Genomic DNA, 24,954 nt, shown 5'->3' with positions numbered 1-24,954 from the left:
CATCAGTGGTAACGCCCCGGCAGTGCCGGTCAATACCCCGGATTCTGGATGATCGGGTTGTAATTGAGTTCAGCGGCGGGAATGGGAAGGATGAGTCTGTTCGGGTCTTTGATGTTCGGATTTATTCGTTGTATAGCTGCGAATGGAAGTCTTCGAAGGGCGAGCCAGTCTACGCCGTTCTCGAAAAGAAAATTCCGAAGGTTTTCTTTCACGATCTCCAGTTGCAAGGCTTCCTGCGTCGCCGCGCTGTCGACGGCGGCGAGTTGCTGAAGACCGGCTCCTGAATGGGCAAGGACAATTGAGAGCAGTGATTTGGCAGTGGTCCCGCTGCCTCCGGACAGAACGATAGCCTCGGATTTCAGCAAATAGGCCTCTGTCAGGCGAAAGGCGTAGCAATTTTCGTTGAGGGGTGTTGGCCTGGGATTGGAGGGATCTTTTCCCGCATAATACTTCGTCACTTCGTTGAAAGCATCGGGCAGCCAGTCGGCGTTGACGAAGTACATCCATCGGCTGCGGGCGTCTCCTGTCAGGAGGCCGGTGAAAGCCGGCGTCTCGCCCCATTCCAGTGCGGTTGACTTGTATCGCTGACCGGGATAAGGCTGGATGCCGAGCATGACCTCGGAGCTGTTAAATCCCTTTCTAAGGAAAATGTCTTTCAGGCTGTCCTCCAGCAAGAATGGGCCGTTGGAGATGATGTCGCTGGTGAGCGAAATCACCGGGAATAGTCGCCAGGTATGCCCCTGTTGATCAGTACCCTTGCTTTGAGCAATTTCGCGCTGGCGGCGTTTGCATAATAAATGTCGGTATTTTTTACAGGCAAGCCGTCTATGGCGGCATCGAGATCGGCGAGGATCGAGGCATAGGCCTCCGCAACGCTGCTTCTCGGCTCGTTCAGGGTGCCAACGGTCACGAATGTGTCTCTGAGGATGATACCGTACTTGCTGGAAGGGTCTCTGTACTGTGCAAAATAAAAGAGCAGTTCGGTCCTCGCGAAAGCCCGCAGGAACCTTGCTTCGGAAAGCATTTGCCGTTTTGAAGCAGCGGGTATATTGTTTACCGGTGCCGCATTCTTTATGAAGCCGCTGGCCGCATTGATCATGTTATAGCAGTAGTCCCATATCGTGTCGATCAAAGGAAATGACGGCGTGAATGTAAAGTTGAAGATAGAGTCGTCTGTTGTAAAGATGGGGACCAGTGATCCGGCGAGTTCCGAAGGGAAGTATTCGTTGACGGCAGTCCACTGCGTTTCCCGGACGCCGGATGAATTGGTCCCCGCGTAGGCAAACCGGTAGTATACGCCGTTCAACACTGTCTTTGCGGTCTGTTCGTCCCTGATCAGGTTGCCATCTGTATATGCATCGGAGGGAAAGACATTGCGGTCCTTCGTGCAGGCTTCCGTCAATACCCCAAGTGTCGTCAGTATCAGGATGCTGTTTCGGATGTGTTTCATGGCGGTTAAAATGATGCTTTTAGTCCAATTGTATACGATCGTACCGACGGATAGTTGCCCGCATCGATATAGCCCCCGCTAAAGCTATAGGCATCGTCCGAAGTTTCGGGGTCGCTGCCCGGGTATTTTGTAAACGTAAAAACGTTGGTGGCCGAAAAATAGACCCGGATATTTTTGATCCTGTATCCCAGGACGAGGCTTCGCAGCTTGACATAATCTGAAGAAAATACATCCAGATTGGTTGGACCGTATCCTTCATTGTAAAAGCTCAGTCGCGGGGTACTGCCATCCAAATGGGCCGGCGTGTATCTGTCGAGGATGGACCGGTTTGCGTTTCCAATATTATAGAATTCGAGCGCCGTGTTATGTTCCGCCCACAGCAGGTGTCCGCCCAGGGAAAACGTAAAAAGCAGTTGCAGGTCGAAGTTTTTGTAGTCGAACTGGTGGGTCATTCCGCCGAAACAGGCCGGAGCCCCCTTTGCAAGTATCACATTCGACTGGGGGTCTTTTACCCCGGGTGTGGTCCCGGCTCCGAGCCGGAACATGGGGTCGCCTAACTGTCGGCCGACGATATATGGTGGACCGGCCTGCTGGTTATAGGCGTCGAGCTGCTCGGGTGTTTTTATGATGCCTGTGATGTAATATCCGGTGATCAATCCGAGGGGCTTGCTCTGCGCCAGGGCTGTATTTGTCCAGGTGATGTTCTGGTTGACCAATTCGCCATTTCCGACGCCTTCGTATCCACTGACGCTGATGATCTGGCTAAGGTCGGCGTTGGAACTTAGGTGTGTCACACGGGAACTGTTCCAGGTCGAATGGAGGGAAAGGGACCATTTAAATTTGCTGTCCCGGACGATGTCACCTCCGATGGCGGCTTCGAAACCGCGGTTTCGTATACCAGCTGCATTTTGCGTCAGGTTCAGGTATGCGTTGCTTCCGGCTACGGGCAGCGTGAGGATCGCATCGTCCGTCGCGCGGTTGTAGAAGTCAAACGCGGCATACCACCGGTCGCCGGATAATGATGCGTCCATGCCGATGTCGAACTCCTTTGTGCTTTCCGGCAGGATCGTTTCATTGCCGAGTACTGTCGGGATCAACCCATTCCTCCCGGCATAAGTGACGGAACTGTAGGTGGTATGTCGGGTCTGGTCGCCTATGTTCTGATTGCCGGTGAGTCCATAGCTTGCCCTTATCTTGAGGTCGCTCAGCCAGGAAATGTTTTTAAGGAAGGCTTCCCGGGAGATCCGCCAGGCGACTGCGCCGGAAGGGAAATATCCGAACCTGTTGGACCCGAACTTCGATGAGCCGTCCGCACGGCCGGTGAAAGTGAAAAAATATTTGTCGTTGAAACCGTAGTTCGTCCTGGCATAGAAAGAGAGAAGATAGCTTTGGGGGGATGACGGCTCGTTGCCGCCGGCGGTGATTATAGTATCGGCGGAGGTAAGGCTCATCAGGTTGGGATCTTTGTAGCCTGCTCCGGTCGCGGTCAGGTATCCGTATTTTGTCGACTCGAACGATTGCCCGATAAGGAAATTGACGGCATGCTTTCTATTGTATGACCGGGAGAAACTAAACGTATTTTCCTGGAACCAGTCGGTGAAACGGCTATTTGCCTCGCTGCTCACCCCGCCGGAATATGGATAGTCGTCGCCAATCTCTACATCGAGATAGTTGGGGTAGTAATTTCGCTGATCATAGGACTGAGAGTTGAGCGATAATGTGCTTTTGAAGCTGACGCCGTTCGACAGATCGTAGCTGGCCGAAAGGGAGCCCAAAATGGTCACCGTCCTGCCGGTATTGGTGGCGGTTGTAAGGGCTACCGGGTTGAGAAAGCCGTGGCGGGTCTCGACGTAGGACTGTCTGAGATCGAAGTTCGTGAAGGCTCCGAATGCGTCGCGTGGCGAAAGATCCGGCCTTGCAAACTGCGCCTGCGCGTAAGTTCCACCGCTGATATGCTGGTCCGTAAGTCCCGCCAAAAGCGTGCTGGTTAAGTGAAGTTTTGACCCTACCCGGGTCTCGATGCCGAATTTGCCCGCGATGCGCCGGTAGTTCGTGTTATCCACTACTCCGGGTGCGTTGGTGGCGGAAATGGAACTAAAATAACTGGAGTTTGGTCCGCCTCCTTCAAAAGCCAGCCGGAGATGATTGGCAAGAGTGGAATGAGTAACCTGTCCTATCCAGTTAGTGTTTGCCTGCCCGAAAAAGCCCCGATCGTGCAGGACGGAATCCGTCAGCGGATCCAGATGGCGAACGGATGAAGTGCTGTCGCTGACAAAGGTATTCCGTGCTCTTTCGGTGAGAAGAGATCTGTATTCGGATGCATTCAACAGGCGGGGGGTACTGAAGACCGTATTGACTGTCGAAGACCAGGAAACCTCCAGGCGAGGGACTGTGCCTGTCCGGCCTGTTCTGGTTGTGATGACGACAACTCCGTTTGCGGCCTTCGAACCGTAGATGGCCGCCGACGATGCGTCTTTAAGAATCGTTATGGATGCGATATCATCGGGGTCCAGCGAACCCAGGGTATTGAGGCTGTTTACGTAGGACCCCGGCAGGGTCGCCGAGATCCCCGTCACGGGGTCAGCCGACAACGAGGCATTTGGGCTTTTCACCTGAAAACCGGGGGCAATAAAATTACTTCGGACCTGTACCGGAATGCCGTCGATGACGTATAGCGGATCATTGCCGCCCAGAAACGAACTGGCGCCCCTGATCCGGATGCGAACCATTCCGCCTGGCGTCCCGTCGGTCTTTGTTACTTCGACGCCGGTGGCCTGGCCGGCAAGCAAATTGTCAACGGTGTTGAAGGGGATATCCTCTCTGTGCTTCATATCGACGACGGAAATGGAACCCGTCAGGTCTTTTCGTTTTGTGCTGCCGTAACCGATGACCACTATCTCTTCATGGCTGCGGACAAGTGGTTCCATTGAAATATCGACAGTCGGCTGACCGGACAATATTATCAGACGCGACTGATACCCGACGAAGCTAAAGCCGAGGGGTCGCCTTTTACTCCCTGGATCATATAGTCGCCGGCGCTATCCGTCTGTGCGCTTTTCATCCCGCGTTTATTGAGGATGGTGACACCCTGCAGGGGCAGCCCGTCGCCGTCTGTTACCTTGCCATGGATAGAAAGAGAGCCGGTAAGCGGCCCGGTCACGGCGGCGGTCCGCTTTAATAAAACGTTATCCCCTATGACAGTGAATGCTATTGGAAGGTCTCTCAGGCATTTCCCGAGGGTCTCCTGGAGCGTAGCATTTGTTACAGCGATGGAGATGGGGGTTGCCGGGAGGTCATCGGGATCGTAAAGGAATACGTATTTTGTTTGCCTCTCAACGTCTTTGAGGATCGATTCCAGCGTCGCATGCTTCGCCCTCAGCGTGATCTGGCTGTATGCTGAGCGGCTTGTATGTAAAAGCACAATGGCCAATAAGGCAGCGGTCCATCTCATGGCAGCGTGTTTCGGTGGTTTAGCGTGGAAGAGCCGGAAATCGGGTAAAGACGGAGGGGTTGTCTGTGCAATACCAAATTACGGAAAAAAAGATTATTCGACCCATCGTACTGGTCGCGTCAATGGGCGGCTATATCGATGGGGCCTTTTTGGGATTTGACCATAAAGATCAGTGGTATTGCGGCCAGAAAGATCAATCCGAAAATGAGAAATGATTCATTAAAACTGAGTACGGCAGTTTGACGGTTGAGTGTGTTATCCAAAACCTTCACCGCCGCATTCTGTGCCTGTTCGGCTGAAAATCCATTGTTTGCCAACCCCTGCGTGATCTGCGAAACACGTTCCTGGGCGACCGTATTGTATTCATTGATATTTCCGACCAGGTCCAGCCGGTGCAGGGGATTTTTCTGCGCCAAAAGTATATTGGCGATGGCGACGCCGACGGCGCCGCCCAGTTGGCGGATCATGTTGGTGAGACCGGCGGATTGGGCGATATCGTTGCCCTTTAGTCCGGCCAGTGAAAGTACGGCGATAGGCGTCAGGATCAGCCCGTTGGTCGCGCCGCGAAGGAGGTGGGGAAGGTCGAAGTTCCGGAAACCCGATTCGCTGCTTGAAAAATACATGATCGAGCTGAATAGAATAAAACAGAGAAAGCCCATCGTGATGAAAAGTTTTGGAGGAACTCCTTTGTGCATCAGCTTTCCCGAGAGGGCGATGCATATGGCGCTCAATATTGCGCCGGGCAGGAGCATCAGGCCTGTTTGGGATGCGCTCCATCCCAGTATGGTCTGGGCGAAAAGAGGGAACAGAAAGAGCGGGGCGTAAATGCCGATGCCGAAGACCAGATTGAGGGCGGAACCCAGTGCCACCGACCGGTGGCGCAGGACATGAAGGTTGACCACCGGATTTTTAGTTCTGAGTTCCCACCATACGAACATCCCGCAGCCGATGGCGGCAAGCGCCGTGAAGATGCGGATATTGTTGCTTTCGAACCAGTCGTCCGTCTGGCCTTCTTCCAGTACGTATTGGAGCGCGCCGATGCCGACGACCAGAAGGCCGATCCCTGTCCAGTCGATCGCCTTTTTCCCCGGCGGCGTCTTACTGTCGAAGACATAGATGGACGAGAGGATACAGGCGGTTACTCCGATGGGGATATTGATAAAGAAGATCCACTGCCAGGAAATGGCGTCCGTGAGATACCCGCCGAGGGTGGGTCCGAAGGCCGGCCCCAGAACGATGCCAAGGCCGAACACAGCATTCGCCGTGGCGAGCTGTTCGGGAGGGAAGGTCTCGACCAGCAGAGTTTGGGAAGTTGGAAGCAGTGCACCTCCGCCCAGTGCCCTGGAGCACGCGCCAGAAGATCAAGGTATCGATGCTATGAGAGTTGCCGCACATAAAAGAGGCAAAGGTGAACAGCGCGATCGAGGCCGTGAAGTAGTTCTTCCGGCCGAAGAGATCGGAGAGGAACCCCGCGAGCGGGATAATGATCACGTTGGCGATGGCGTAGGCGGTGATCACCCAGGCTACTTCGTCCGATGCTGCACCGAGGTTGCCGCTGATATCTTTGAGCGCGACGTTTACGATGGAGGTATTCAGCAGTTCGAGAATGGCCGCGGTGATGACTGTGACCACGATGATCCAGCGGGTTGCACCCTGCGGATATCCGGCCGTAACATTGACTGACATAAAAATGAATTTAGACCTTTCTTACTGTGACCGTGACGTTCATCCCTGGGCCAGGTAGAAGCCCTTTGAACTGCGGGGGTCCAGCAGGATCCTTACCGGGATGCGCTGGGTCACTTTTACGAAATTGCCGGTGGCGTTATCGGGGGGCAGAAGAGAAAATTTAGCGCCTGTTCCGCCGCTGAACGAAGTGATCGTGCCGGTAAACCGCTGTCCGGGCCAGGCGTCGACCTCGACGCTTGCCTTCTCGCCGATGCGCATATTGTGGATCTGGGTCTCTTTGAAATTGGCCACCAGCCAAACGCTGTCGCTGCCGATGATGGAGCACGTCAACTGGCCCGGCTGAAGGTATTGGCCCGGTTCTACGTTCTTCTTCGATACGACTCCATTATTGGGAGCGGTGATCGTCGCGTAGTCGAGCTGGGACTTTGCCAGTGCGAGCTCGGCCTCGCGTTGTTTGATGTTCGCGTCGGCGATCATCTGCTGAACCTTTACGCCTTGTGCCTGGAAGGAAGAAATGCTGGTTTGTTTTTTCGACGACTGAAATTGCTTTTCCGCCAGTTCCAGCTGGGAGACGGCCACGCGCCGTTCGGCTTCGGCGGCATCCATTTGCTGAGGGGTAGCGCCTTGCAGGTCGACCAGTTTTTTACCCGCGCGTAGTCCGCGGTGGCTTTCCAGAGCCGGGCTTTTGCGACTTCGATATTTTGCTGGATGGCTTCTGCCGAGAACTGGGTCGCGTTTACGCTGGTCGCGGAAGCGGCGATATTGCTGCCGGTTTGCAGGCGGGCTGCTTTTGCGTTTTCGAGGGCCGCTTCGGCCTGCAGGACTTTGGCCCGGAGGTCACGGTCGTCGATGAGGATCAGTACCTGGCCTTTCCGAACGGGCTGGTTGTCGATGAAGTTGACGGTGGAGATATAGCCGGGGACGCTGGTACGGATCGGTACGATATCCCCTTCGATCTGGGCGTTGTCGGTCTCTTCATACGTAAGGAGATGGTAGAACTGAACGGCGAACCAGGCGAGTACGAGGGCCACGACCGAAAAGATGATGATCCTCTTTTTATTTGATTTTTTCTGTTGTATCTGTTCCATGTGATTGTTGTTTATCCCGCGATGAGATTGTATTGGATATATGCAAAGACCAGTTGCACCTGATGTAGTTTTTGATTGGTGAGCGCCTGGTTTTGGGCATTCAGTTCGATGAGATAGTCGCTGGAGGTGATAACCCCGGCATCGAGCTGGCCCGAAGAAATGTCTTTGACCTTTGTGCGGACGGAGATGATGTCAATGTCCTGCTGCAGCAGGTGTGAAAGTTTGGCTATCTCTTCTTTTTGTCCTGCCAGCTGGGCGTTCACGCGTAGCTGGAACGTCTGCTTTTGTGCGTCGACGATCTCCTGCTGCCGGTGCAATACGTCTTTGTCGCGTTTGAGTGTGTAAAATGAACCCAGGGTCCAGCTCATTTTTATGCCGGTGACGTAAAAGCCCTTAATGTCGTTGTCGAGGATATTGAGGCCGGGTCTGCCGACGCCGCCCTGGAAAAAGGCTTTGAACTGGGGTCTGGTATTCGCATCCAGCAGCCTGCGCTGCACCGAATAGGCGGTGGATTGATAGTTGAAAAGGGAGATCTCGGGTCGCGTAATGCTGTCTTTGAGTCCCGTATCCGGCGCGGGCATTATGAACCGGGTAGAAGTGTCGAGGGCGTCGCCGGTGTAGACGTTCATGATGTCGATCAGGCCTTTCCGGTTGGATCGCTGCTCATCGATGCGCTGTGTGATGCCGAGGTCTTCCGCCTGCAAAACAAGGAGGTTGGAAGCCAGCACGGTGCCGGCTTCCACTCCGGCATTCACTTTTACGATCCGATCTTCAACGTTCTGTTTGAGCAATTGGAGCAATTCCAGTCTGGTGTCCGATTCCACGATGTTTGCGAACAGCCGGGTAACCTCTGATCTTATGGAGTATAGGTCTACTTCTACTTTTTGTTGTTCTACCAGCGACAAAGCCCGTACGAGCGCTTTCTGGGCGGTGGTCCTGCCTGCGTCATAAATGAGGACGCTGGTCTCGTCCGTTACCCTGAACTGATCTTTGTCGACCGGGGTGACAGAGACGCCCGGGATCTTTATGGGCAGGGTTGGGACGGCGGACTGATAGGTCGCCTGGGCGGCGAATTCGTTCTGGGGCAGTCTTGCCGTATTTGCATTTTTGATCCGGTCTGTTTCGATCCGCTGCAGGAGTTCTTTCTCTTTGATGATCGGGACGTGCTTTACGGCTTTTTGCTGGCATTCGCCAAGTTGTATTTCGGGAGTCTGCGCCCTCAATAGCAGAGGGATGGCCGAAAGAAGGAAAATAAGCGTTTTCATAGTCTGTTACCAGTTGAGGATCCGTTCGAAAAAAGCCGGCATCTGCTGCTGCGTCTGTTTCAGGAGCATTTTGTATTGGTCGGCGGAGAGGTTCATGATCCCCTGGAGCACCGGCTGGGCCGCAACCGGAAAGACGCACACGGACATGATCTGTGCGAACAGGACGTAGGGGTCGACCGGTCTGATCTTTCCGATCTTGATCTCTTCTTCTATCTGCGCTACGAATCGGGTGGTGAATGCCGTCTCCGCGGGTGGCAGGAAATCATTTTTGAAGGCTGCCGGGTCTTTGTGGCTTTCGTGCAGGACAAATAATGGGAGGTAAGGGTGTTCGTGCAGATAGTCCAGATACTCGCGGGAAAGCCGGTGGATCTTGGACATGACCGAGTCATTTTCTTCCAGGATCTTCCGGAGGTTGGCGAAGACGTCGAGGACTGCTTTGCGCATGATGAGCTCGAACAATTTCTCCTTTTTGGCAAAATAGTAGTGGAGCATCGATTTGCTGATTCCCGCCTCATCGGCGATCTCCTGCATGCGGGCGCCTTCGAGGCCATATTTTATAAAGGCGTTTTGGGCGGCCTTCATGAGTTTTTCTTCGGTTTCACTGCTAAGTGCTACCTTTTGTTTTTCAGTGCGTTGCATATATTTTCGAGTTATCGACCGTTTGGTTCGACCAAATGGTCGAATACAAAATTAGGCTATTTTTCAATATCCGGTCTAATTTTTTTTGTATCCCGGATTTTGGATGACCCGATTGTAAAAATTGGCGGGGGTAGAAAGGATGAAGACAGTGACGCCTGTTACAGCGGTGGAAAGCGGTGTGATTCGCCGGTTTGAGCTCAGAAGGGTTGGAAACTATTCCGCCCGCCACACGGCATCCACAAACCAACCCCGGCTGTCGTAAAAATAATGGAGAGGTCGGAAGAACGCATTGCGGGCGAGTCTGTCCAGGTCGCCGACGGTGTATTTTTGCGAGATCTCCATAAAAATCTCCTCGTTGCAGGCGAACCGGATAAGTTGCTCCCGGCCGTCGCACCATAGAGCCGCCTGTTGTTCGATGCGGCTGATCAAATAGCTCCTGCATGCGCCGGAGACAGGGTCATAACTGGCGAAATGCTCGAATGCGTAAGTATCGATATTGCCATTCAGCTCCCTGTTGATCCGATGCAGGAGGTTTAAATTAAATCTTTTTGTGATCCCTTTTCTGTCGTTGTAAGCAGCGAGAATCGTGGCGGGATATTTTTTCAGGTCGATGCCGGTAAAAACGACGTCCCCCGGCTTTAGATGGCAGCGCAATTTCCGGCAGAAGATCAGGGCTTCTTCGGGGGGCATGTTTCCGAGGTTCGACCCGAGAAACAGCACGACTTTCCGTCTGCGCGAGTTTTTTGTCACTTCTTTGATCCCGGGTAGATATTCGCGTGAAAGACCCCGAACATTCAGTCCGAAGATTTCCTGCGGCAATTTGGTCTGAAGGCAATTGATCACGTTCTCTGATATATCTATAGGATTGTAGGTAAACTCCGCCCCACTCCAGACCAGTTGGCGAAGCAGGTTAATGGATTTCTCGCAGTCGCCCGGCCCCAGTTCGATAAGGTCGAAGTCCGTTCCATCCTGGATGATCGTCGTGGCCATTTCCGTCGACCACCGCTGAAAGATATCCATTTCGCAGGCAAACGGATAATATTCCTCGCATTTCATGATCTCCTGAAAGATTGCATCGCCTGTCTTGTCATAAAAATATTTGGAAGGCAGGTATTTCGGTGATGCCCGGAGGCCTTCGAGTATTTCCTTTTCAAAAACTGTTGCCGGGGCGGTTTGCGCGAGAATGTTCGTGATCATGGTCTGTTGTTGATGGTTTGTCGTGGAATCATTTCCGTCTCGTCGAAGACAAGAAATATGCCCGCGCTAAATCACTGGTTTTCAGACAAGGCTAATTGGGATATCCCCGACGCAACGCGAGATTTAAAGATAATTTGCGACCCATCGTTATTTGAGCCTGATCTCTCCTATCCCGCATCCCTGGGGAACCATGGGAAATACGTTGTTCTCCCTGCCGACCATGACCTCCAGTAAATACGGCCCCTGATGTTCGAACATTTCGCCGATCGCCTGTGAGAGGCAGGCCCGTTCGGTCACGCACTGTCCGGGGATCCGGTAAGCCGCGGCGACCTTTACAAAATCGGGATTGTCCATATCGGAGAACGAATATCGGCGCTCGTTGAACAGTTCCTGCCACTGGCGGACCATACCCAGAAAGCGGTTGTTCAGGATCACGATCTTGACGTCGACCGAATTTTGCATGATGGTACCCAATTCCTGAAAATTCATCTGAAAGCCTGCGTCTCCGATGATGGCCACTACCGACCGGTCCGGGGCGCCGAATTTCGCGCCGATCGCCGCGGGTAGTGCAAATCCCATCGTGCCCATGCCTCCACTGGTGATATTGCTGCGGGTCCGGTTCATTTTCGCATACCGGATAGCGGACATTTGGTTCTGTCCGACGTCCGAGACGATGATGGCGTCCCCCTGTGTGTATTCATTCAGGATCCGCACGACCTCGCCCATCGTGAGTTCCCCGGATGCCGGGTATAGCTCGGGTTGGATGACCGTATCCAGCTCTTCCTGGTAGAGCTCGTGAAATCGCCGCAGCCAGGCGCTATGGTCTCTGATCTCCAGGTGGGAGGTTAGTATCGGCAGCGTCTCTTTACAGTCGCCCCATACCGGAAAACCGGCCTTTACATTCTTATCGACTTCGGAAGGGTCGATGTCCAGATGGACTACCTGTGCCTGGCGGGCATATCTATCCAAACGTCCGGTCACCCGGTCGTCGAAGCGCATTCCAACGGCGATCAGCAGATCGCACTCGTTGGTAAGTATATTGGGCGCATAGTTGCCGTGCATCCCGAGCATTCCTACATTCAGGGGATGATCGGAAGGGATGGCTCCGGCCCCGAGCGCGGTCCAGGCAGCGGGAATATTGCTTTTCTCTACAAAGGCCGTGAATTCTTTTTCAGCGCCGCCGAGGATGACTCCCTGTCCCCAGATGACCAATGGTCTGGAAGCCTTGTTAATGGCGTCCGCGGCAGCGCGTACGGATTCCGGCCGGATACGGGGTTTGGGCATGTTGCTGCGGATATGGCTGCACTTCTGGTAGCCCTGGTCCTCCATCAGCTGCAGTTGTGCATTCTTTGTGATATCCACCAGCACGGGACCCGGACGCCCGCTGCGGGCAATGTAAAAGGCCTTCGCCAGGACCGAGGGTATCTCGCCTGCTTCCGTGACCTGATAATTCCATTTTGTTACGGGCCCGGAAATATTGATGATGTCCGTCTCCTGAAAGGCGTCCGAGCCGAGGAGATGGGCATATACCTGCCCGGTGATACAAACCAGCGGAGTGCTGTCGATCATCGCGTCGGCGAGGCCGGTAACGATATTGGTCGCGCCGGGTCCGCTGGTCACGAACACCACGCCGGCTTTACCGGATGCCCGGGCATATCCCTGTGCGGCATGAATGCCGCCCTGCTCATGCCGGACCATAATGTGATTTAGCTTTTCACTGTAGTCGTAAAGGGTATCGTACAGGGCTATATTTGCCCCGCCCGGAATCCCGAAAAATGTGTCGACGCCTTCCGCCACCAGTGCTTCCATGACGGCTACGGCTCCTGAAATGTTATTCATGTGTAGTGTTTAAAAGTTCATCGTGCCCGCCGATCCAGACGATCTGTTGCATTCCGCATACGCGCAGGACTTTGTCCATGAGGCCTTTCCTGACTGCGTCGTTGTCGAATTTCTTAAGGATGCCGAATTCCGGGATGCGCGCTACCGTTGTGCCTTTTAAGATGGCCGGCCTCTCCCCTCCGGAAGTGATCCATGCGAAACCTGCCGGCTCTTCGCTGGAATAGACGATCAGAAACTGACTGTTCAGGTTGTTCATCTCTTTTGCCAGAGCCGCATGACTGAATCGTTTCAGGATAAAGTTTTCCAGTTGGGTTTCGGGAATGCCATTCCCATATTTCTCTCTGATGGTTGCGGCAGCAAGGGAAGATAACAGGGTTATGCCTTCGTTGTCGCCTATGATAAATTTTGTAGTGATTGTACTTTCCATGATTGTATGATTTTACCGATGAAAATAAGCCCGGAGATAGCCAGCATGGCCACTCCGAATAGCATATAGATGGTACGGTTCGTCAGCAGTTGTGTCTGCTGTGTGATACTCTGGCTTAGCGCGGCGTTGGCCAGAGCCGCGGCCTGTTCCGCCGGGAATCCTTTGGCAGCATAGACCGACCGCCAAACGCCGAGCCTTTCGACCGTGTTGGGATTTTCAGTTGTAAGGGCGGCGAGAAACCCTTCTTTATACTTCTGATTCCAATACAATTGGAGGCTGTAAAAGCCAGCAACCGAATTGATCGTTGCGATGAAGCGGGTGTACGCCGCCAGAATGAGTCCGGTGAACCCGGTATTAGCGGGTGCGTGGGAAAGGATAAAAAGGATGATCGGGACAAACAGGATGCCTGAAGCGGCACCCTGCAGGAGTACCGGGAACAGCAGGTCCATAAATGACAGGTCCGGGGTAAGCAAACAGGCCATCCAGATGTTAAAGACGCCCATGGCGGCAAATCCCAGGATCAGAAAGATGTTGATCCATCCTTTATGGGCAAGGATCATTTTCGTCGTGACGATCAGAAAGCCGACCATTGCCGCGAGGTTGCAAACCGCGAGCGAGACCACCTGAATGGCCCGCCATTTAAGGGCGCCGCCCGCATAGGTATAGATCAGACCGATGCTGTCTTTGCTGCCGTAATAAATAACCAGCAGGCAAAGTCCGGTCACAAAACCCGGGCTTTTGAAAACGCCGAGGTGGATCGACGGGCGGCGGACAATCTTTTGCCGGTATAGGAAAAGGCAGGTACCGATAGCCGCTGTTGCGGCACTCAATCTGATCCGGGGATCCCCGAACCAGTAGTATTTACCGCCATATATCACCGTATAGCCGAGTGACCAGGCGGCGACCGAATAGATGATAAATCCCGCCCAGTCGAGCTGGAACAGCGGGTATCTCCGGTGACCGGCCTTCGGTCGTAGCATCAGCAGTATCAGCGCCAGGGTGACCAATTGAAAACCGATCACATAGTAGTAAGTCGCCTTCCAGTCGGTCGAGTCGACCACCGACGCCGCAACCACGCCGATCAGTGTAGTATTGGCCAGCAGGGTCCCGTAAAAAACGGCGGGCGCCTCCGTCCTGGCCCTGTGGGTATCCAGGCGGGAAAGGATCAGGATAAGGACGGCGATATTAATGTTGCCGATAAGAATTCCCTGCAGGACCCGCAGTGCAATGAACAGATCGATGTTCCGGCACCTGAGGCAGGCCAGATTGAGCAAGATTCCCAAAAGAATATTTGCGAGGAGGTAGTCGCGGGTCTCGAAGTACCGAAGGAACCGAAACTGGACCGGGAGGATTGCCGTTATGCCGCCATAGGTGATCAGGAAGGCGAAGGAAATATCTTCCGGCTGGGCGCCCAGATAGGAGATCATGTAGTTCTGGGTCAGCGCAAACAACCCGAACTGCATAAGGGACGACGCGAGGATCAGAAAAAGGGCGATCCTGACGCCCCAGTCCCAGTGTGTGATCCAGGCCCGGAAATAGACGGGCTTGCTCATGATCTTGTCTTTTTAACGGCCACGGTAACATTCATGCCGGCGATGATGCCGCCCGTCTGTTTTCGGTCGGAAAACTCGATCTTCACCGGCACGCGCTGGATGATCTTCACGAAGTTGCCCGTGGAGTTGTCGGCCGGCAATAGGGAGAAACGGGAGCCGGTGGACCCGGCGATCGCTGCGATCCTTCCGCTGAATATTTTCCCGTCGATGGCGTCCACGCGGATCTCCACGGTCTGGCCGATATACATTCCATTTACCTGTGTTTCCTTGTAGTTGGCTGTGATCCATTTTTCGTGTTCGTTGATGATACTCACCAGTGGCTGACCGGGCTGGATCTGCTGGCCTTCCTGGATGTTTTTGCGGCCCAGCCGGCCGGAATAGGGGGCCCGGATAACGGTGTAGGACAGGTTCAGCCGGGCGAGGTCAAGGGCGGCTTCTTTTCGCCTGATATCGGCGGCCAGCAGGGCATAGTGGGTTTTCAGTTCGGCAATCCGAACGACGCTGGTCCGCAGGGAGTTTCGGGCGGCGCTGAGATCGCTTTCGGCCACTTCATACCGGGCCTCCACCTGGTCGAGGTCCGAACCGGTCGCCGCCTCTTCCTTCACCAGATTAGTATACCGGTGGATGTCTTTTTGCTGCTGGGTGTACCTGGCTTCCGCGCCTTTGATCTGGTCCTCGTTGATGCTCGTTCCGGCTTCTGCGGAATGGATGCTTGCGGTAAGCACTGTCTGCTGTGCCCGGGCATCTTCCAGCGACGCTTCGGCAGCCCTTGCCTGCGCCCGGTATTCCCTGTCGTCCAGGATCACCAGCGTGTCATCTTTCTTAACTTCCTGGTGTTCCTCAAAACAGGCCCGCTGAATATAGCCACCGGCCCTGGCAGAGACGGGGTTGATGTAGGATTCCACCTGTGCGTCATTGGTCTCCTCGTATTGCTCATTATAGTTCCAGTAACGGATACCGTAAATGACACCCGCGACGAGGCAGATTCCCGCCAGGGCAGTGATCGCAATATTCCCGGGATGTGTCTTATTCTTTTTCATTTTTTAAGGCTTTTTTTTGTTACAGATTCCCGCTCAAATACAGCAGGCGGTAATAGATGGTCAGTGCGTCGGTTTGGGACCTGATCAGATGGATCCTCGATTCCTGGTACAGATTGTCAGCGTCCAGCAGGTCCGTGAGCAGGGACAGCTGATTCAGATATTTCGTATTCTGGATCCGGTAGTTCACCAGCGCTTCTTCGACGGAACGCTCGTTGACGGAAATCCGGTTGAGCGCTTCGCCATATTTTATGAGGTAAGCTTCGGCTTCCGTGCGCACGTCATCGAGACGGGCTTCCGCCTGCAATTCGGTCTGCCTGAGGCGAAGCCGGGCGGCGGCTACCCTATTTTTATTGTGGTAGAGTGAGGAGATCTCATAGCTGGCTTTTATGCCGACAAAGCCAATGGACCAGGCCTGGTCGGCCGCCGGAAAGACGTTGTAATTCGGGTAGTTCAACCCGTATCCTCCATACAGCCCGACGCTCGGCCGGCCGGCGCTTTCCACTTCTTTGAGCACGGCGTTTGCCAGCCGGATATTTTCATTTGCCTTTTGAAGGGACCAGGCCGATTGCGTCGTCATTTGGACGAGGGGCGTCAGCGAAGGGGTGGCAGGCTTGGGCATGGCGGCAGAATCCGCCGGGAAGATCCGCACCGAATCGGGGAGATCCATCAGGACGTCCAGGCGTTGATTGGTAATGGCGATGTCGTTCTGATTCTGTTCCAGTGCAAGCTGTGTGTTCGAAAGTGCAACCTGCGCCCGCAACACGTCAGATCGGGTGACCTTTTCGTTGTTGTAGAGTGAATTGATGTTGGCGAGCCTCGTCAGTGCTCTTCTTTTTTGGTCGAGGATGAATTGTTGCTGGTCGTTCAGCCTTACCAGGTCCAAATATGCGACAGCCGTCTGTAACGCAATTGTTCCGGACTGATCATGGGTATCCAATTGGGCAATTTTCAGATGCGAGTTTTGCTCGTTTTGTTTCGCCCGCTGTCTGCCGCCGCTGTACAAATTGAACAGGGCTTCGACGCCCAGTGCAGCGGAGGTCGAGCCCGGCGGTCTGGAAATGGTGCTGGCATGACTGAGTCCTCCGCCAAAAAGCGTGAGGGGGGTAAAGTATTGGTAGGAGCCGTCTGCGTTAATGGAGGGTAGCGCCTCTTTGTATGTCGCTTTCCTGTCTTCGGCTGCGGCGGTCTCTGCAATGCCTACTGACCTTACCCATTTATTTTGGTTTTTCGCGAATTGGATCGCTTCCGAAAGGGTGAGTTGATAGCCCGGGCCCTGAAGTTGCCGGCCTTTTACTGTTCGTGGGTGTAAGAGTAAAATGACCAGACAGGAGAAAAATATAATCTTTGCCATATCTTGAATCATTGTGATTTCGATAGGCAAAATTCCATTTTATGTATAGCCGAAAATCGTCGCTATACCTTCATTGTTCGTCGAAATGGCTTATTTGATTTCCTTGGCTTGTTCAGTCGAATTTTTTTCGATATTCAACAGGCGACATTCCGGCGCCTGCCCGGAAGAATTTCCCGAAGACCGACTGGTCGGAGAAGTTGAGCATACCCGCAATCTGGGATACGGTAAGGGTCTTGTTCTGGAGCAAGACCTTGGCCTCGAGAATAATGGTATCGTCGATCCATTTTCCGGCGCTTTTGCCGGTGTGTTTTTTTACCGCCGCGGAAAGCGATTTAGACGTGACGTGCAGGCGGGAAGAATAAAAATCGAGTTTGTGCTCGCGCATATAGTTTTCCCGCAGCAGTTTTCGGAACTGGTCGAACAATGGGTAGCCCCTGGACGGGGGCGGTTTTTCTGCCGTGTATTGACGATAGTATGCTTCCAGCTCGTAGAGGAGGGCAAAGATGTAACTGCGGACGATCAGGTCCTGATGGCTTTGGGATGCCGACCTTGCCTGCTGTGCCAGGTCGTAGATCCGGGCGAATTTGGTGGCGTTGGTGGGGTTTAGCGGCAAAACACAGCGTCCGATATCTTCGAAGAACTCAAAACTCCCGAGGAAAAACGGGTCCGCGTGGCGTTCGAGCAGAAAGCTTTCCTTGAAAAAGATGACGTCCATCTTCAGCCGGTCGCTGCGTTTCGAGAAATAGCGGATGACGGATGGAGCGAGTGTAATAATAGCAGGAGCGTCTACGTCCCAGGACAACAATCCGGCCGTGAGTTTGACGCCGCCCTCCTTGATAAAGGCCAGAGCATAGCTTTCTGCGCGGTAGGGTTCTTCCTGGTATGGCGTATCGCCGCTCTTGACAAAGAGATATTTTTCGTTGCCGTCTTCGGGAACCGAGAAGAGTCGGCTGTGGCGCGAGAGGGTGAACGTAGAGATTTTGCTCATCGCTGCAAAGTTATTAAAAGGATACTTTACAAAAGGTGTTCAGGGGAGGCGGATATCGTAAAGCACGAAGGGCATACCACCAACGATAGTGTGGAATCTTTACAGCATTTTATCGGCCATTCCTTCTACAATTCTGAACTAAATCGGATCGAAAATAATATTAGAAAAAAATCTCACTGATAACATGCGGATTTTATGTGCGAGCGGGCCGCACAGAAAATCTTTCCAGCTATGCGGTTTTCTTTGCCTCCGTTGGTCCGGCAATTGCAAAACTTAGTTCATCAGGCTTTAATAGGATATTGGATTAGCAACGGCCCGGATGTCTATCTGGGCTTTTTTTATTTCCTTTCCGCACGACGATACGTGAGCGCTAATACGCCATGATCCAGTGTCCTAGCGGCTTTCAGCGTTAGCCCACGCGGAACATCCCCTTCCCGAAAAAACGTTTTCCGCCGCCCATGATCACCGGGTGTACGAGTAGTTGGTACTCGTCGACGAGACCGGCGGCCTGGAGGTGGCCGACCAATTCCGCGCTGCCTTCGATCTGTATCGTGCCTCCCGGCTGTTGCTTCAGTTGGGTGATGGATTTTATAACATCCTTGCCGATGATCGTGGTATTTGCCCAGTCCGCCTGCTTCAGCGTGGTGGAGACGACATATTTGGATACACTGTTCAGTTTGTCTGAAATACCCATTTCGTTGTTTTTCATCCGTGACCAGTATGGAGCCAGCATTTCGTAGGTCTTTCGTCCAAAAAGGATCGCGTCGGCGGAAAGGATACCATCCCTGATCCACTCCTGCCGGGAGACGCTGTCATAGGGCATGAACCACTGGGGCATTGTTTCCGCGTCGAAGACGCCGTCGAGGCTGATCCATTCGGAGACTGATAAATTTCGCATGGTGAATTTTTCGACAAAGTAAGGACGGCGACAAGCCAAAAAATAGAAGAAACCCGACAAAAGGGGATGGACCGCGAAGCCGGTGTGAGTAGACCGCCGCTTCCGCGCGTCAGGCGGGGAACTGCTGCGCCAGCCTCCGGTACTCTAACGGCGAGAGGTTGGTAAACTCTTTAAAAGCCCGGATCAGGTGACTCTGGTCGGCATAGCCGTTGTCGAAGGCTACCTGTGTCATGTCGCTAAAGCCATGACAGCCCAGCTGGTTCAGGGCGGCATGAAACTGACAGATGCGGCTATAGAGCTTCGGCGTGAGACCGACGGTTTCCCCGAAGAGGCGCTGTAGGGTCCGCTCCGTCACGAACAATTCTTTTTGCAGATCGCCGAGCAGGAGGGTTCCTCTGTGCTGCCGTATTGTACGGATAGCATAGGGAAGTCGTTCGTCGGTGACGATCTTTCTGCTTCGGGACAGTCGCAGGATATAGTCGTCCATTAGCCGGAGGCGGTCCTCGCGGGAAGGGCTGTTGAGGAGCTGTTCTTTGAGGTTCGATTCTCTGGCCGGACCGCAGAGGCTGAGGTCGATGCCCTGATCGGTAAGTTCGCTTGCCGAATACCCGAACAGGGAAGGCAGCAACCATGGATAGAGAAAATAGGCGATCACCGCGATCTCTCCTGCCGCGTGCAGCTGTATGGGCTTTGTGTTCTGCCCATATAGTACGAGGGGATAGCTTTTCTTTTCGCCGGTGAGGATCCGTGACGGATCGGTCAGCTGAAAGGTGACGCTGGGATAGCCGTTGGCGATCAGCGGCAGGACGGCCTCGTCAAACACGCTGTTGCTTTCGAGAACCACGATATGGCTCACGATAGCGGCGATCGGAGAAGGCGGAGCAAGCGTCTGGACTTTCATTGCATTTTTATTGGCCGACGAGACGGTAGTCTTCCGTCACAATATAGTGCTTAAGTGTGGTGATCTTTAGTTCGTGTCCCTTCTCGGTAACATAGACCTTCTTCAGCTCGCGAAAGGTCTTGTTGTTGTCGGTGAGTCCGACGATACAGGAGTATTTCTCAGGGCCTTTCTGAAGGATGGGATGCGGGGGCGTCCCCATATCGGGGAGTTTGATGGTGTCTTCGCCTGTAATGCCTTCAAATTCGACTTTGGCCAGGTATTTCATGGTTTCCGTCGTCTCGTAGAGGCGGACGGAGAAATACATTTCGTTGAGCGAGTCGCTGGTTCGGACGCGGTATTCGGCTATGGGGTCCTTTTTGGGGTGGTCGCGCTTCCCGGGGTTGCGTTTGAACATCGGTAGTGCCGGTCGTTGGGAAGCGGAACTGTCGGGGCTGGTCGCCGGCTCATTGGTGGTGGACTGACAGGAGCAAAGGATAACGGTCGCCGTGAGTGCGAATGCGGATATGGGTCTTAACATGGCATTGGACCGGCAAACTTTGTACCAGTTCGCAAATAACCTCTTAATTGTCGTGACAAGGCCTTTTCCGTTGAGTTCCCGTGCCTTAGATTTGTAAAAAATAACAGAATATGCGCAAGATTCTAGCTTTTATGCACGTCAGCCTCGACGGATTCGTTGCCGGCCCGCAGGGCGAAATGAACTGGATCAACCTCGACGACGAGATGTTCGATTATGCAGACAAGGAAACCGGTCGTTCGGACCTTGCCCTCTATGGCCGCAACACCTATGAGATGATGGACGCCTACTGGCCGACGGCCGGCAATGATCCCGGCGCCAACAGACACCATAAGAATCACGCCGCCTGGTACAATAAAGTAGACAAGCTCGTTATATCGCGGAGCATGGCCGGTCGGCAAATCCCAAAGGTGACGATCGTCAGCGATAGTCTTCGCCCAGCCATTACGGCGATCAAGGAGCGGCCGGGGCAGCAGATCCTGATCTTCGGCAGTCCGTCAACTATTCATTCCCTTATGAAGGAAGATCTGCTCGATGAGCTGTGGCTGAATGTTAATCCGGTACTTCTTGGGAACGGAATACCTATGTTCAAGGATATCGATACGGTAAAATCGCTGACGCTGGTGGAGACGGTGCCTTTCAAAACCGGAGTGATCGGGTTGCACTATCGTTTTGGAAAAGCCTAGTGTTATTCGGGATAGGTGGCTTCGGCGTTGGCGATCCCCGGCATTGACCCGTTCGAAGGGTTTCATGGCTCGAAAGATATTGCGAATTTATGTGTAACCTGGTGGAAAGGGAGGGCGTCCCAGGGGAAAACGACAAGCCTATGCCGCCGCCCCGCGCTAACTGGTCTTTTATTGCTGCGCCGCTGGTGTTCGGCGCTTCGACCTTCTACTGGACAAACGGCAGCTATGGCATAACAGGAGGCACGCTGCTGTTCCTTTCTACTGTTGCCTGGGTCATCGCGTTTGATTGCCTCTTCGGGTGGTTCAGGGAAAGGCTTCCACTCTATGCGTCGGCCGGATTGCTTTTTGCCGTTTGGGGCACCGTCAGCGGCGCCTGTTTCGGGCTGGCCGATGTTTTTACGACGGCATTCGGCATCCCGCATCCGGTCTACCTCCAGGTGGTTTCCGAGCATTCGCTGGCCTTCAATCTCCTTCTTTTTTGGCCGGGTCCGCTGTTCCCGCTGAGTCTGCTGGTGCTGAGCATCCTGCTGATGCGGCACCGGTTGCTGCCGGTATTGCCGGGTGTGATGCTGGCCGTGGGCGCTGTCCTTTTTCCCCTGAGCAGGATCTCCCGGATAGAGGGTTTGGCGCACCTCGCGGACGGGTTGCTGGCCCTACCCTTCTGGTATATGGGATTCGTCAGCGCCCAGGCCGGCCGAAGGACCAGCCATTGAGCCACCCGCCGCTGCCGTTGAGCTGCGGGAGGACGCCGCCGGGTAATCGACGAAATTTGATCTCCCAATATTGTTTTGTTTTGTACCCGTTAGTTTGTTTGTAGCGTATGTAACGGGTAATTCAGGGATAGATCACAGGTCATTTATCAGCCTCTTGTTTCAACAGGGGGCTTTTCTTTTTCCGTATTTTTAGCGAATGGAAGAACAATTATTCGACCGGCTGGTCGCGATCAGGCGTCAGCTGCACCGGTACCCTGAGCTAAGTTTTAACGAGTATAAGACGTCTGCCCTGATAGAAGGCCAGTTGCGGGAATTGGATATTGCCGTCGAGGCTGTGGCCCAGACCGGGCTGATCGGTACGCTGAAAAAGGGCGAAGGGCCGACGGTGGTACTCCGCGCCGATATGGACGCCCTTCCCGTGCTCGAAGACTCGGGGGTACCCTTTCTTTCGCAGACCGAGGGTGTGATGCACGCCTGCGGCCACGACCTGCATGTCACGATGCTGCTGGGAGCCGCGCTGCTGCTGAAGGACAGGGATTTTGCGGGGACGGTCAAATTCGTTTTCCAGCCCGCCGAGGAGAGTCCGCTCCGAAGCCCCGAAAAGGGTAAATCGGGCGGGCAGCTGATCATGGAGAGCGGCAGGCTGGCGGGCGCCGACGCCGTGGTCGGACTACACGTCAACCCCCTGTTGCCGACCGGGCAGCTCGAATATAAGGTCGGAGAAGCGCTGGCGAGCGTGGGCAATTTCGCCATCCGGATCGAGGGCAAGGGCGGGCATCCGGGAGCGATGAAGCACGTGATCGATCCCGTAGCGGTGGCGGGCGCGCTTATCCCCGCCGCGCATGCGCTGGTCGGGGCGCAGCCGGATCCCCCGACCGCCGTTCTGGCGATCACGCACGTGGAGACCCTTGCCAGACCCAGCTATAACGTTATCCCATCGTCCATGCTGCTTCAGGGTTCGCTGCGGGCGGTAAAGAACGAAGACTACAACGATATCGTGGCGCGGCTTCGCCTGCTGCTGAAGCAGCTGGAACAGCGATTCGGCTGCCGGACGGAACTGGAGTTCAGTGCATACTATCCCGGTCTGCTCAACAACGGGCAAATTCACCGATGGCTGGCGCCGGTGCAGGAGCGGCTGTTCGGGAAGGAAAATATCGTGGAAGGGCAGGCCTATCTGGTAGGCGAAGATTTCTCTTTTTATTCGAGGGTCATACCCGGCCAGTTCTATTTCCTTGGGGCAAAAACAAGGGAGAACGACGCCTACTGGCTGCACCACCCCAGAGTGACGTTCGACGAGAACTGTATAAAATATGGCTCGCCGCTGCTGGCGGACGGGGCGCTGCAGCTGCTGAAAAGTCTTCGGCCTGTCGGTGCTGCAGCTCAGTAGTCCATTCCGGGCGCGCCCGCGGGAGGCGGCGTTTCGTCGTTCCCGGGTTTCTCGGCGACGACGCATTCCGTCGTCAGCAGCATGCCGGCAACCGATGCGGCGTTCTCGAGCGCGATGCGGGCGACCTTGGTGGGGTCGATGACGCCGGCGGCGAGTAGCGGCTCATAGTTGCCCGTGCGGGCGTTGAAGCCGAAGTCTGCCTTCCCCTCCCTGACTTTCTGTACGACGATGCTGGCTTCGACGCCGCTGTTGGCGACGATCTGGCGCAGCGGCTCTTCGACGGCGCGTCTGACGATGGCGATGCCGGTGGTTTCGTCGGCGTTCTCGCCTTTGATATTGTCGAGGGATGCGATGGCTCGGATATAGGCCACGCCGCCGCCGGGGATAATGCCTTCTTCGATAGCCGCGCGGGTGGCGTGCAGGGCGTCGTCGACCCGGTCTTTCTTTTCTTTCATTTCCGTTTCCGTAGCGGCGCCGACATAGAGGACGGCTACGCCGCCGCTGAGACGGGCCAGGCGTTCCTGCAATTTCTCCCTGTCGTAGTCAGAGTCGGTATTGGCGATCTGCGCCGTGATCTGGCTGGCGCGGGCTGTTATGTCATCCTTTTTTCCCTTGCCGCCGACGATGGTGGTGTTGTCTTTGTCGATGGTGATCGTATCGGCTGTGCCGAGATAGTCCAGTCCGGCGTTTTCGAGCTTGTAGCCCTGTTCTTCGCTGACGGCCGTGGCGCCGGTGAGTGTGGCGATGTCCTGCAGCATTTCCTTTCTCCGGTCGCCGAAACCGGGGGCCTTAACGGCGGCCACGCGCAGGGTGCCTCTCAACTTGTTTACCACCAGGGTAGCCAGCGCCTCGCCTTCGAGGTCTTCGGCGATGATCAGCAGCGGCCTTCCGCTCTGCGCGGTCTTCTCGAGCAGGGGCAGGATGTCTTTCATCACCGAGATCTTTTTGTCATAGATCAGGATATAGGGGGTTTCGAGGACGGCCTGCATTTTTTCTGTGTCAGTCACGAAATACGGTGATAAATAGCCGCGATCGAACTGCATGCCCTCGACCACGTCGACCGTGGTGTCGGTGCCTTTGGCCTCTTCGACGGTGATGACCCCCTCCTTCCCTACTTTGGCGAAGGCTTCCGCGATCAGCCGTCCGACGGTCTCGTCGTTGTTGGCCGACACGCTGGCTACCTGGCTGATCTCCTCGGCTATCGTTGCCGATGGTGTGGGACTGCTGGCGCAGGTTGGCGATTACGGCGGCGGCGGCCTTGTCGATACCGCGCTTGAGGTCCATGGGATTGGCGCCCGCGGCGACGTTCTTCAGGCCTTCGCTGATGATGGCCTGGGCGAGGACGGTGGCGGTAGTCGTGCCATCGCCCGCGACATCGGCCGTTTTGGAAGCGACTTCGCGGAGCATTTGGGCGCCCATATTCTCGATCGGGTCTTCAAGCTCGATGTCTTTCGCCACGCTGACCCCGTCCTTGGTGATGGCCGAGGCGCCGAATTTCTTTTCGAGCACGACGTTGCGGCCCCTGGGGCCGAGCGTAACCCGGACGGCGTTGGCCAGTATATCGACGCCTCTTTTCATTTTGTTTCTGGCCTCGGTGCTGAAGAACAGTTGCTTTGCCATATTGAGCGTGTTTGGATACCTTTTTAGCCGCAATGAAGATGCCAAAACACAAAAATGAGCCTCCGGCCGATCCGGAAGGCTGATCAGGCGGATATGGGACTGCGGGGCGATGTTTGGCTGTCTGGCCGCGGCAGGAGTCCTTTACTTTTACAAGGGCTACAGCGCCTATCAAAGAGGATAGTCCCGTACCAAAAAAGTTAAGATCGGTGTACGAAAATAGGTCTATCGGGTCTAATTTGTGCTCAAATTCAAATCATCACC

General features: G+C 54.6%; 22 protein-coding genes and 2 pseudogenes. 3 read left to right on the top strand and 21 right to left on the bottom strand.

All coding sequences use genetic code 11. The features are described 5' to 3' along the window. Positions 1–29: 29 nt before the first annotated feature. The 20 genes and pseudogenes from ACQ86N_RS15090 to ACQ86N_RS14995 form a co-directional block, all read right to left on the bottom strand. On the bottom strand, positions 30–716 hold the full coding sequence (locus ACQ86N_RS15090; RefSeq protein ID WP_431215861.1) for a RagB/SusD family nutrient uptake outer membrane protein: 687 nt from the start codon (positions 714–716) through the stop codon (positions 30–32). After that, complete coding sequence (locus ACQ86N_RS15085; protein ID WP_431215860.1) at positions 713–1,450, bottom strand: RagB/SusD family nutrient uptake outer membrane protein; 738 nt, start codon at positions 1,448–1,450, stop codon at positions 713–715. The genes ACQ86N_RS15090 and ACQ86N_RS15085 overlap by 4 nt, the downstream gene beginning before the upstream one ends. A 5-nt stretch (positions 1,451–1,455) precedes the next feature. Next, positions 1,456–4,407: a SusC/RagA family TonB-linked outer membrane protein gene (locus ACQ86N_RS15080; RefSeq protein ID WP_431215859.1), complete on the bottom strand. Its 2,952-nt coding sequence runs from the start codon at positions 4,405–4,407 to the stop codon at positions 1,456–1,458. A gap of 5 nt (positions 4,408–4,412) precedes the next feature. Beyond that, positions 4,413–4,901 carry a carboxypeptidase-like regulatory domain-containing protein gene (locus ACQ86N_RS15075; RefSeq protein WP_431215858.1) on the bottom strand — a complete coding sequence of 163 codons (489 nt, stop codon included), beginning with the start codon at positions 4,899–4,901 and terminating at the stop codon, positions 4,413–4,415. 119 nt (positions 4,902–5,020) lie between these two features. Continuing rightward, positions 5,021–6,199, bottom strand: a complete 1,179-nt coding sequence (locus tag ACQ86N_RS15070) for a DHA2 family efflux MFS transporter permease subunit (RefSeq protein ID WP_431217424.1) — start codon at positions 6,197–6,199, stop codon at positions 5,021–5,023. Between the two features lie 46 nt (positions 6,200–6,245). Continuing rightward, positions 6,246–6,587, bottom strand: a pseudogene (locus ACQ86N_RS15065) (MFS transporter); the annotation flags it as partial. Positions 6,588–6,626: 39 nt separating this feature from the next. Next, positions 6,627–7,193, bottom strand: coding sequence for an HlyD family secretion protein (locus ACQ86N_RS15060; protein WP_431215857.1), 567 nt, complete (start codon positions 7,191–7,193; stop codon positions 6,627–6,629). Next, the gene (locus tag ACQ86N_RS15055; protein WP_431215856.1) at positions 7,076–7,675 is read right to left on the bottom strand and encodes an HlyD family secretion protein; all 600 of its coding nucleotides are present in this window, start codon (positions 7,673–7,675) and stop codon (positions 7,076–7,078) included. The genes ACQ86N_RS15060 and ACQ86N_RS15055 overlap by 118 nt, the downstream gene beginning before the upstream one ends. A gap of 11 nt (positions 7,676–7,686) precedes the next feature. Then, positions 7,687–8,940 carry a TolC family protein gene (locus ACQ86N_RS15050; RefSeq protein ID WP_431215855.1) on the bottom strand — a complete coding sequence of 418 codons (1,254 nt, stop codon included), beginning with the start codon at positions 8,938–8,940 and terminating at the stop codon, positions 7,687–7,689. Positions 8,941–8,946: 6 nt separating this feature from the next. Beyond that, positions 8,947–9,579: a TetR/AcrR family transcriptional regulator gene (locus tag ACQ86N_RS15045; protein WP_431215854.1), complete on the bottom strand. Its 633-nt coding sequence runs from the start codon at positions 9,577–9,579 to the stop codon at positions 8,947–8,949. A gap of 213 nt (positions 9,580–9,792) precedes the next feature. Beyond that, entirely contained in the window at positions 9,793–10,776 is a 984-nt protein-coding gene (locus tag ACQ86N_RS15040; protein WP_431215853.1) for an L-histidine N(alpha)-methyltransferase, read from the bottom strand. A 147-nt stretch (positions 10,777–10,923) separates the two neighbouring features. After that, positions 10,924–12,615, bottom strand: a complete 1,692-nt coding sequence (gene ilvB / locus ACQ86N_RS15035; protein ID WP_431215852.1) for a biosynthetic-type acetolactate synthase large subunit — start codon at positions 12,613–12,615, stop codon at positions 10,924–10,926. After that, the gene (locus ACQ86N_RS15030; protein ID WP_431215851.1) at positions 12,608–13,042 is read right to left on the bottom strand and encodes an N-acetyltransferase; all 435 of its coding nucleotides are present in this window, start codon (positions 13,040–13,042) and stop codon (positions 12,608–12,610) included. The genes ilvB and ACQ86N_RS15030 overlap by 8 nt, the downstream gene beginning before the upstream one ends. Further along, positions 13,009–14,595, bottom strand: a complete 1,587-nt coding sequence (locus tag ACQ86N_RS15025) for an MFS transporter (protein ID WP_431215850.1) — start codon at positions 14,593–14,595, stop codon at positions 13,009–13,011. The genes ACQ86N_RS15030 and ACQ86N_RS15025 overlap by 34 nt, the downstream gene beginning before the upstream one ends. Continuing rightward, positions 14,592–15,635 carry an HlyD family secretion protein gene (locus ACQ86N_RS15020; RefSeq protein WP_431215849.1) on the bottom strand — a complete coding sequence of 348 codons (1,044 nt, stop codon included), beginning with the start codon at positions 15,633–15,635 and terminating at the stop codon, positions 14,592–14,594. Before ACQ86N_RS15020 ends, ACQ86N_RS15025 begins: the two co-directional genes overlap by 4 nt. 19 nt (positions 15,636–15,654) lie before the next feature. After that, complete coding sequence (locus ACQ86N_RS15015) at positions 15,655–16,986, bottom strand: TolC family protein (protein ID WP_431215848.1); 1,332 nt, start codon at positions 16,984–16,986, stop codon at positions 15,655–15,657. 112 nt (positions 16,987–17,098) lie between these two features. Beyond that, a complete protein-coding gene (locus tag ACQ86N_RS15010; RefSeq protein ID WP_431215847.1) occupies positions 17,099–17,974 on the bottom strand; it encodes a helix-turn-helix domain-containing protein in 876 nt (291 codons plus the stop codon). 409 nt (positions 17,975–18,383) lie between these two features. Further along, the gene (locus tag ACQ86N_RS15005; RefSeq protein WP_431215846.1) at positions 18,384–18,872 is read right to left on the bottom strand and encodes a dihydrofolate reductase family protein; all 489 of its coding nucleotides are present in this window, start codon (positions 18,870–18,872) and stop codon (positions 18,384–18,386) included. Between the two features lie 109 nt (positions 18,873–18,981). After that, entirely contained in the window at positions 18,982–19,773 is a 792-nt protein-coding gene (locus ACQ86N_RS15000; protein ID WP_431215845.1) for a helix-turn-helix domain-containing protein, read from the bottom strand. A 7-nt stretch (positions 19,774–19,780) separates the two neighbouring features. Then, positions 19,781–20,290 carry a hypothetical protein gene (locus tag ACQ86N_RS14995; protein ID WP_431215844.1) on the bottom strand — a complete coding sequence of 170 codons (510 nt, stop codon included), beginning with the start codon at positions 20,288–20,290 and terminating at the stop codon, positions 19,781–19,783. A 110-nt stretch (positions 20,291–20,400) separates the two neighbouring features. On the opposite strand from ACQ86N_RS14995, the gene ACQ86N_RS14990 reads away from it, so the two are divergent. From ACQ86N_RS14990 to ACQ86N_RS14980, 3 genes are all read left to right on the top strand, one after another. Further along, positions 20,401–20,973 carry a dihydrofolate reductase family protein gene (locus ACQ86N_RS14990; RefSeq protein WP_431215843.1) on the top strand — a complete coding sequence of 191 codons (573 nt, stop codon included), beginning with the start codon at positions 20,401–20,403 and terminating at the stop codon, positions 20,971–20,973. 140 nt (positions 20,974–21,113) lie between these two features. Then, positions 21,114–21,686, top strand: a complete 573-nt coding sequence (locus tag ACQ86N_RS14985) for a hypothetical protein (protein ID WP_431215842.1) — start codon at positions 21,114–21,116, stop codon at positions 21,684–21,686. 196 nt (positions 21,687–21,882) lie between these two features. Next, entirely contained in the window at positions 21,883–23,073 is a 1,191-nt protein-coding gene (locus ACQ86N_RS14980; RefSeq protein WP_431215841.1) for a M20 metallopeptidase family protein, read from the top strand. On the opposite strand, the pseudogene groL reads toward ACQ86N_RS14980, so the two are convergent. Beyond that, positions 23,067–24,693 (bottom strand): annotated as a pseudogene (gene groL / locus ACQ86N_RS14975) (chaperonin GroEL). The gene ACQ86N_RS14980 and the pseudogene groL sit on opposite strands and share 7 nt — an antisense overlap. Between the last annotated feature and the right edge of the window lie 261 nt (positions 24,694–24,954).

It is taken from the genome of Puia sp. P3 (genome assembly GCF_050632245.1).
Lineage (GTDB): Bacteria > Bacteroidota > Bacteroidia > Chitinophagales > Chitinophagaceae > Puia.
This window is presented reverse-complemented; position numbering and strand designations above follow the sequence as displayed.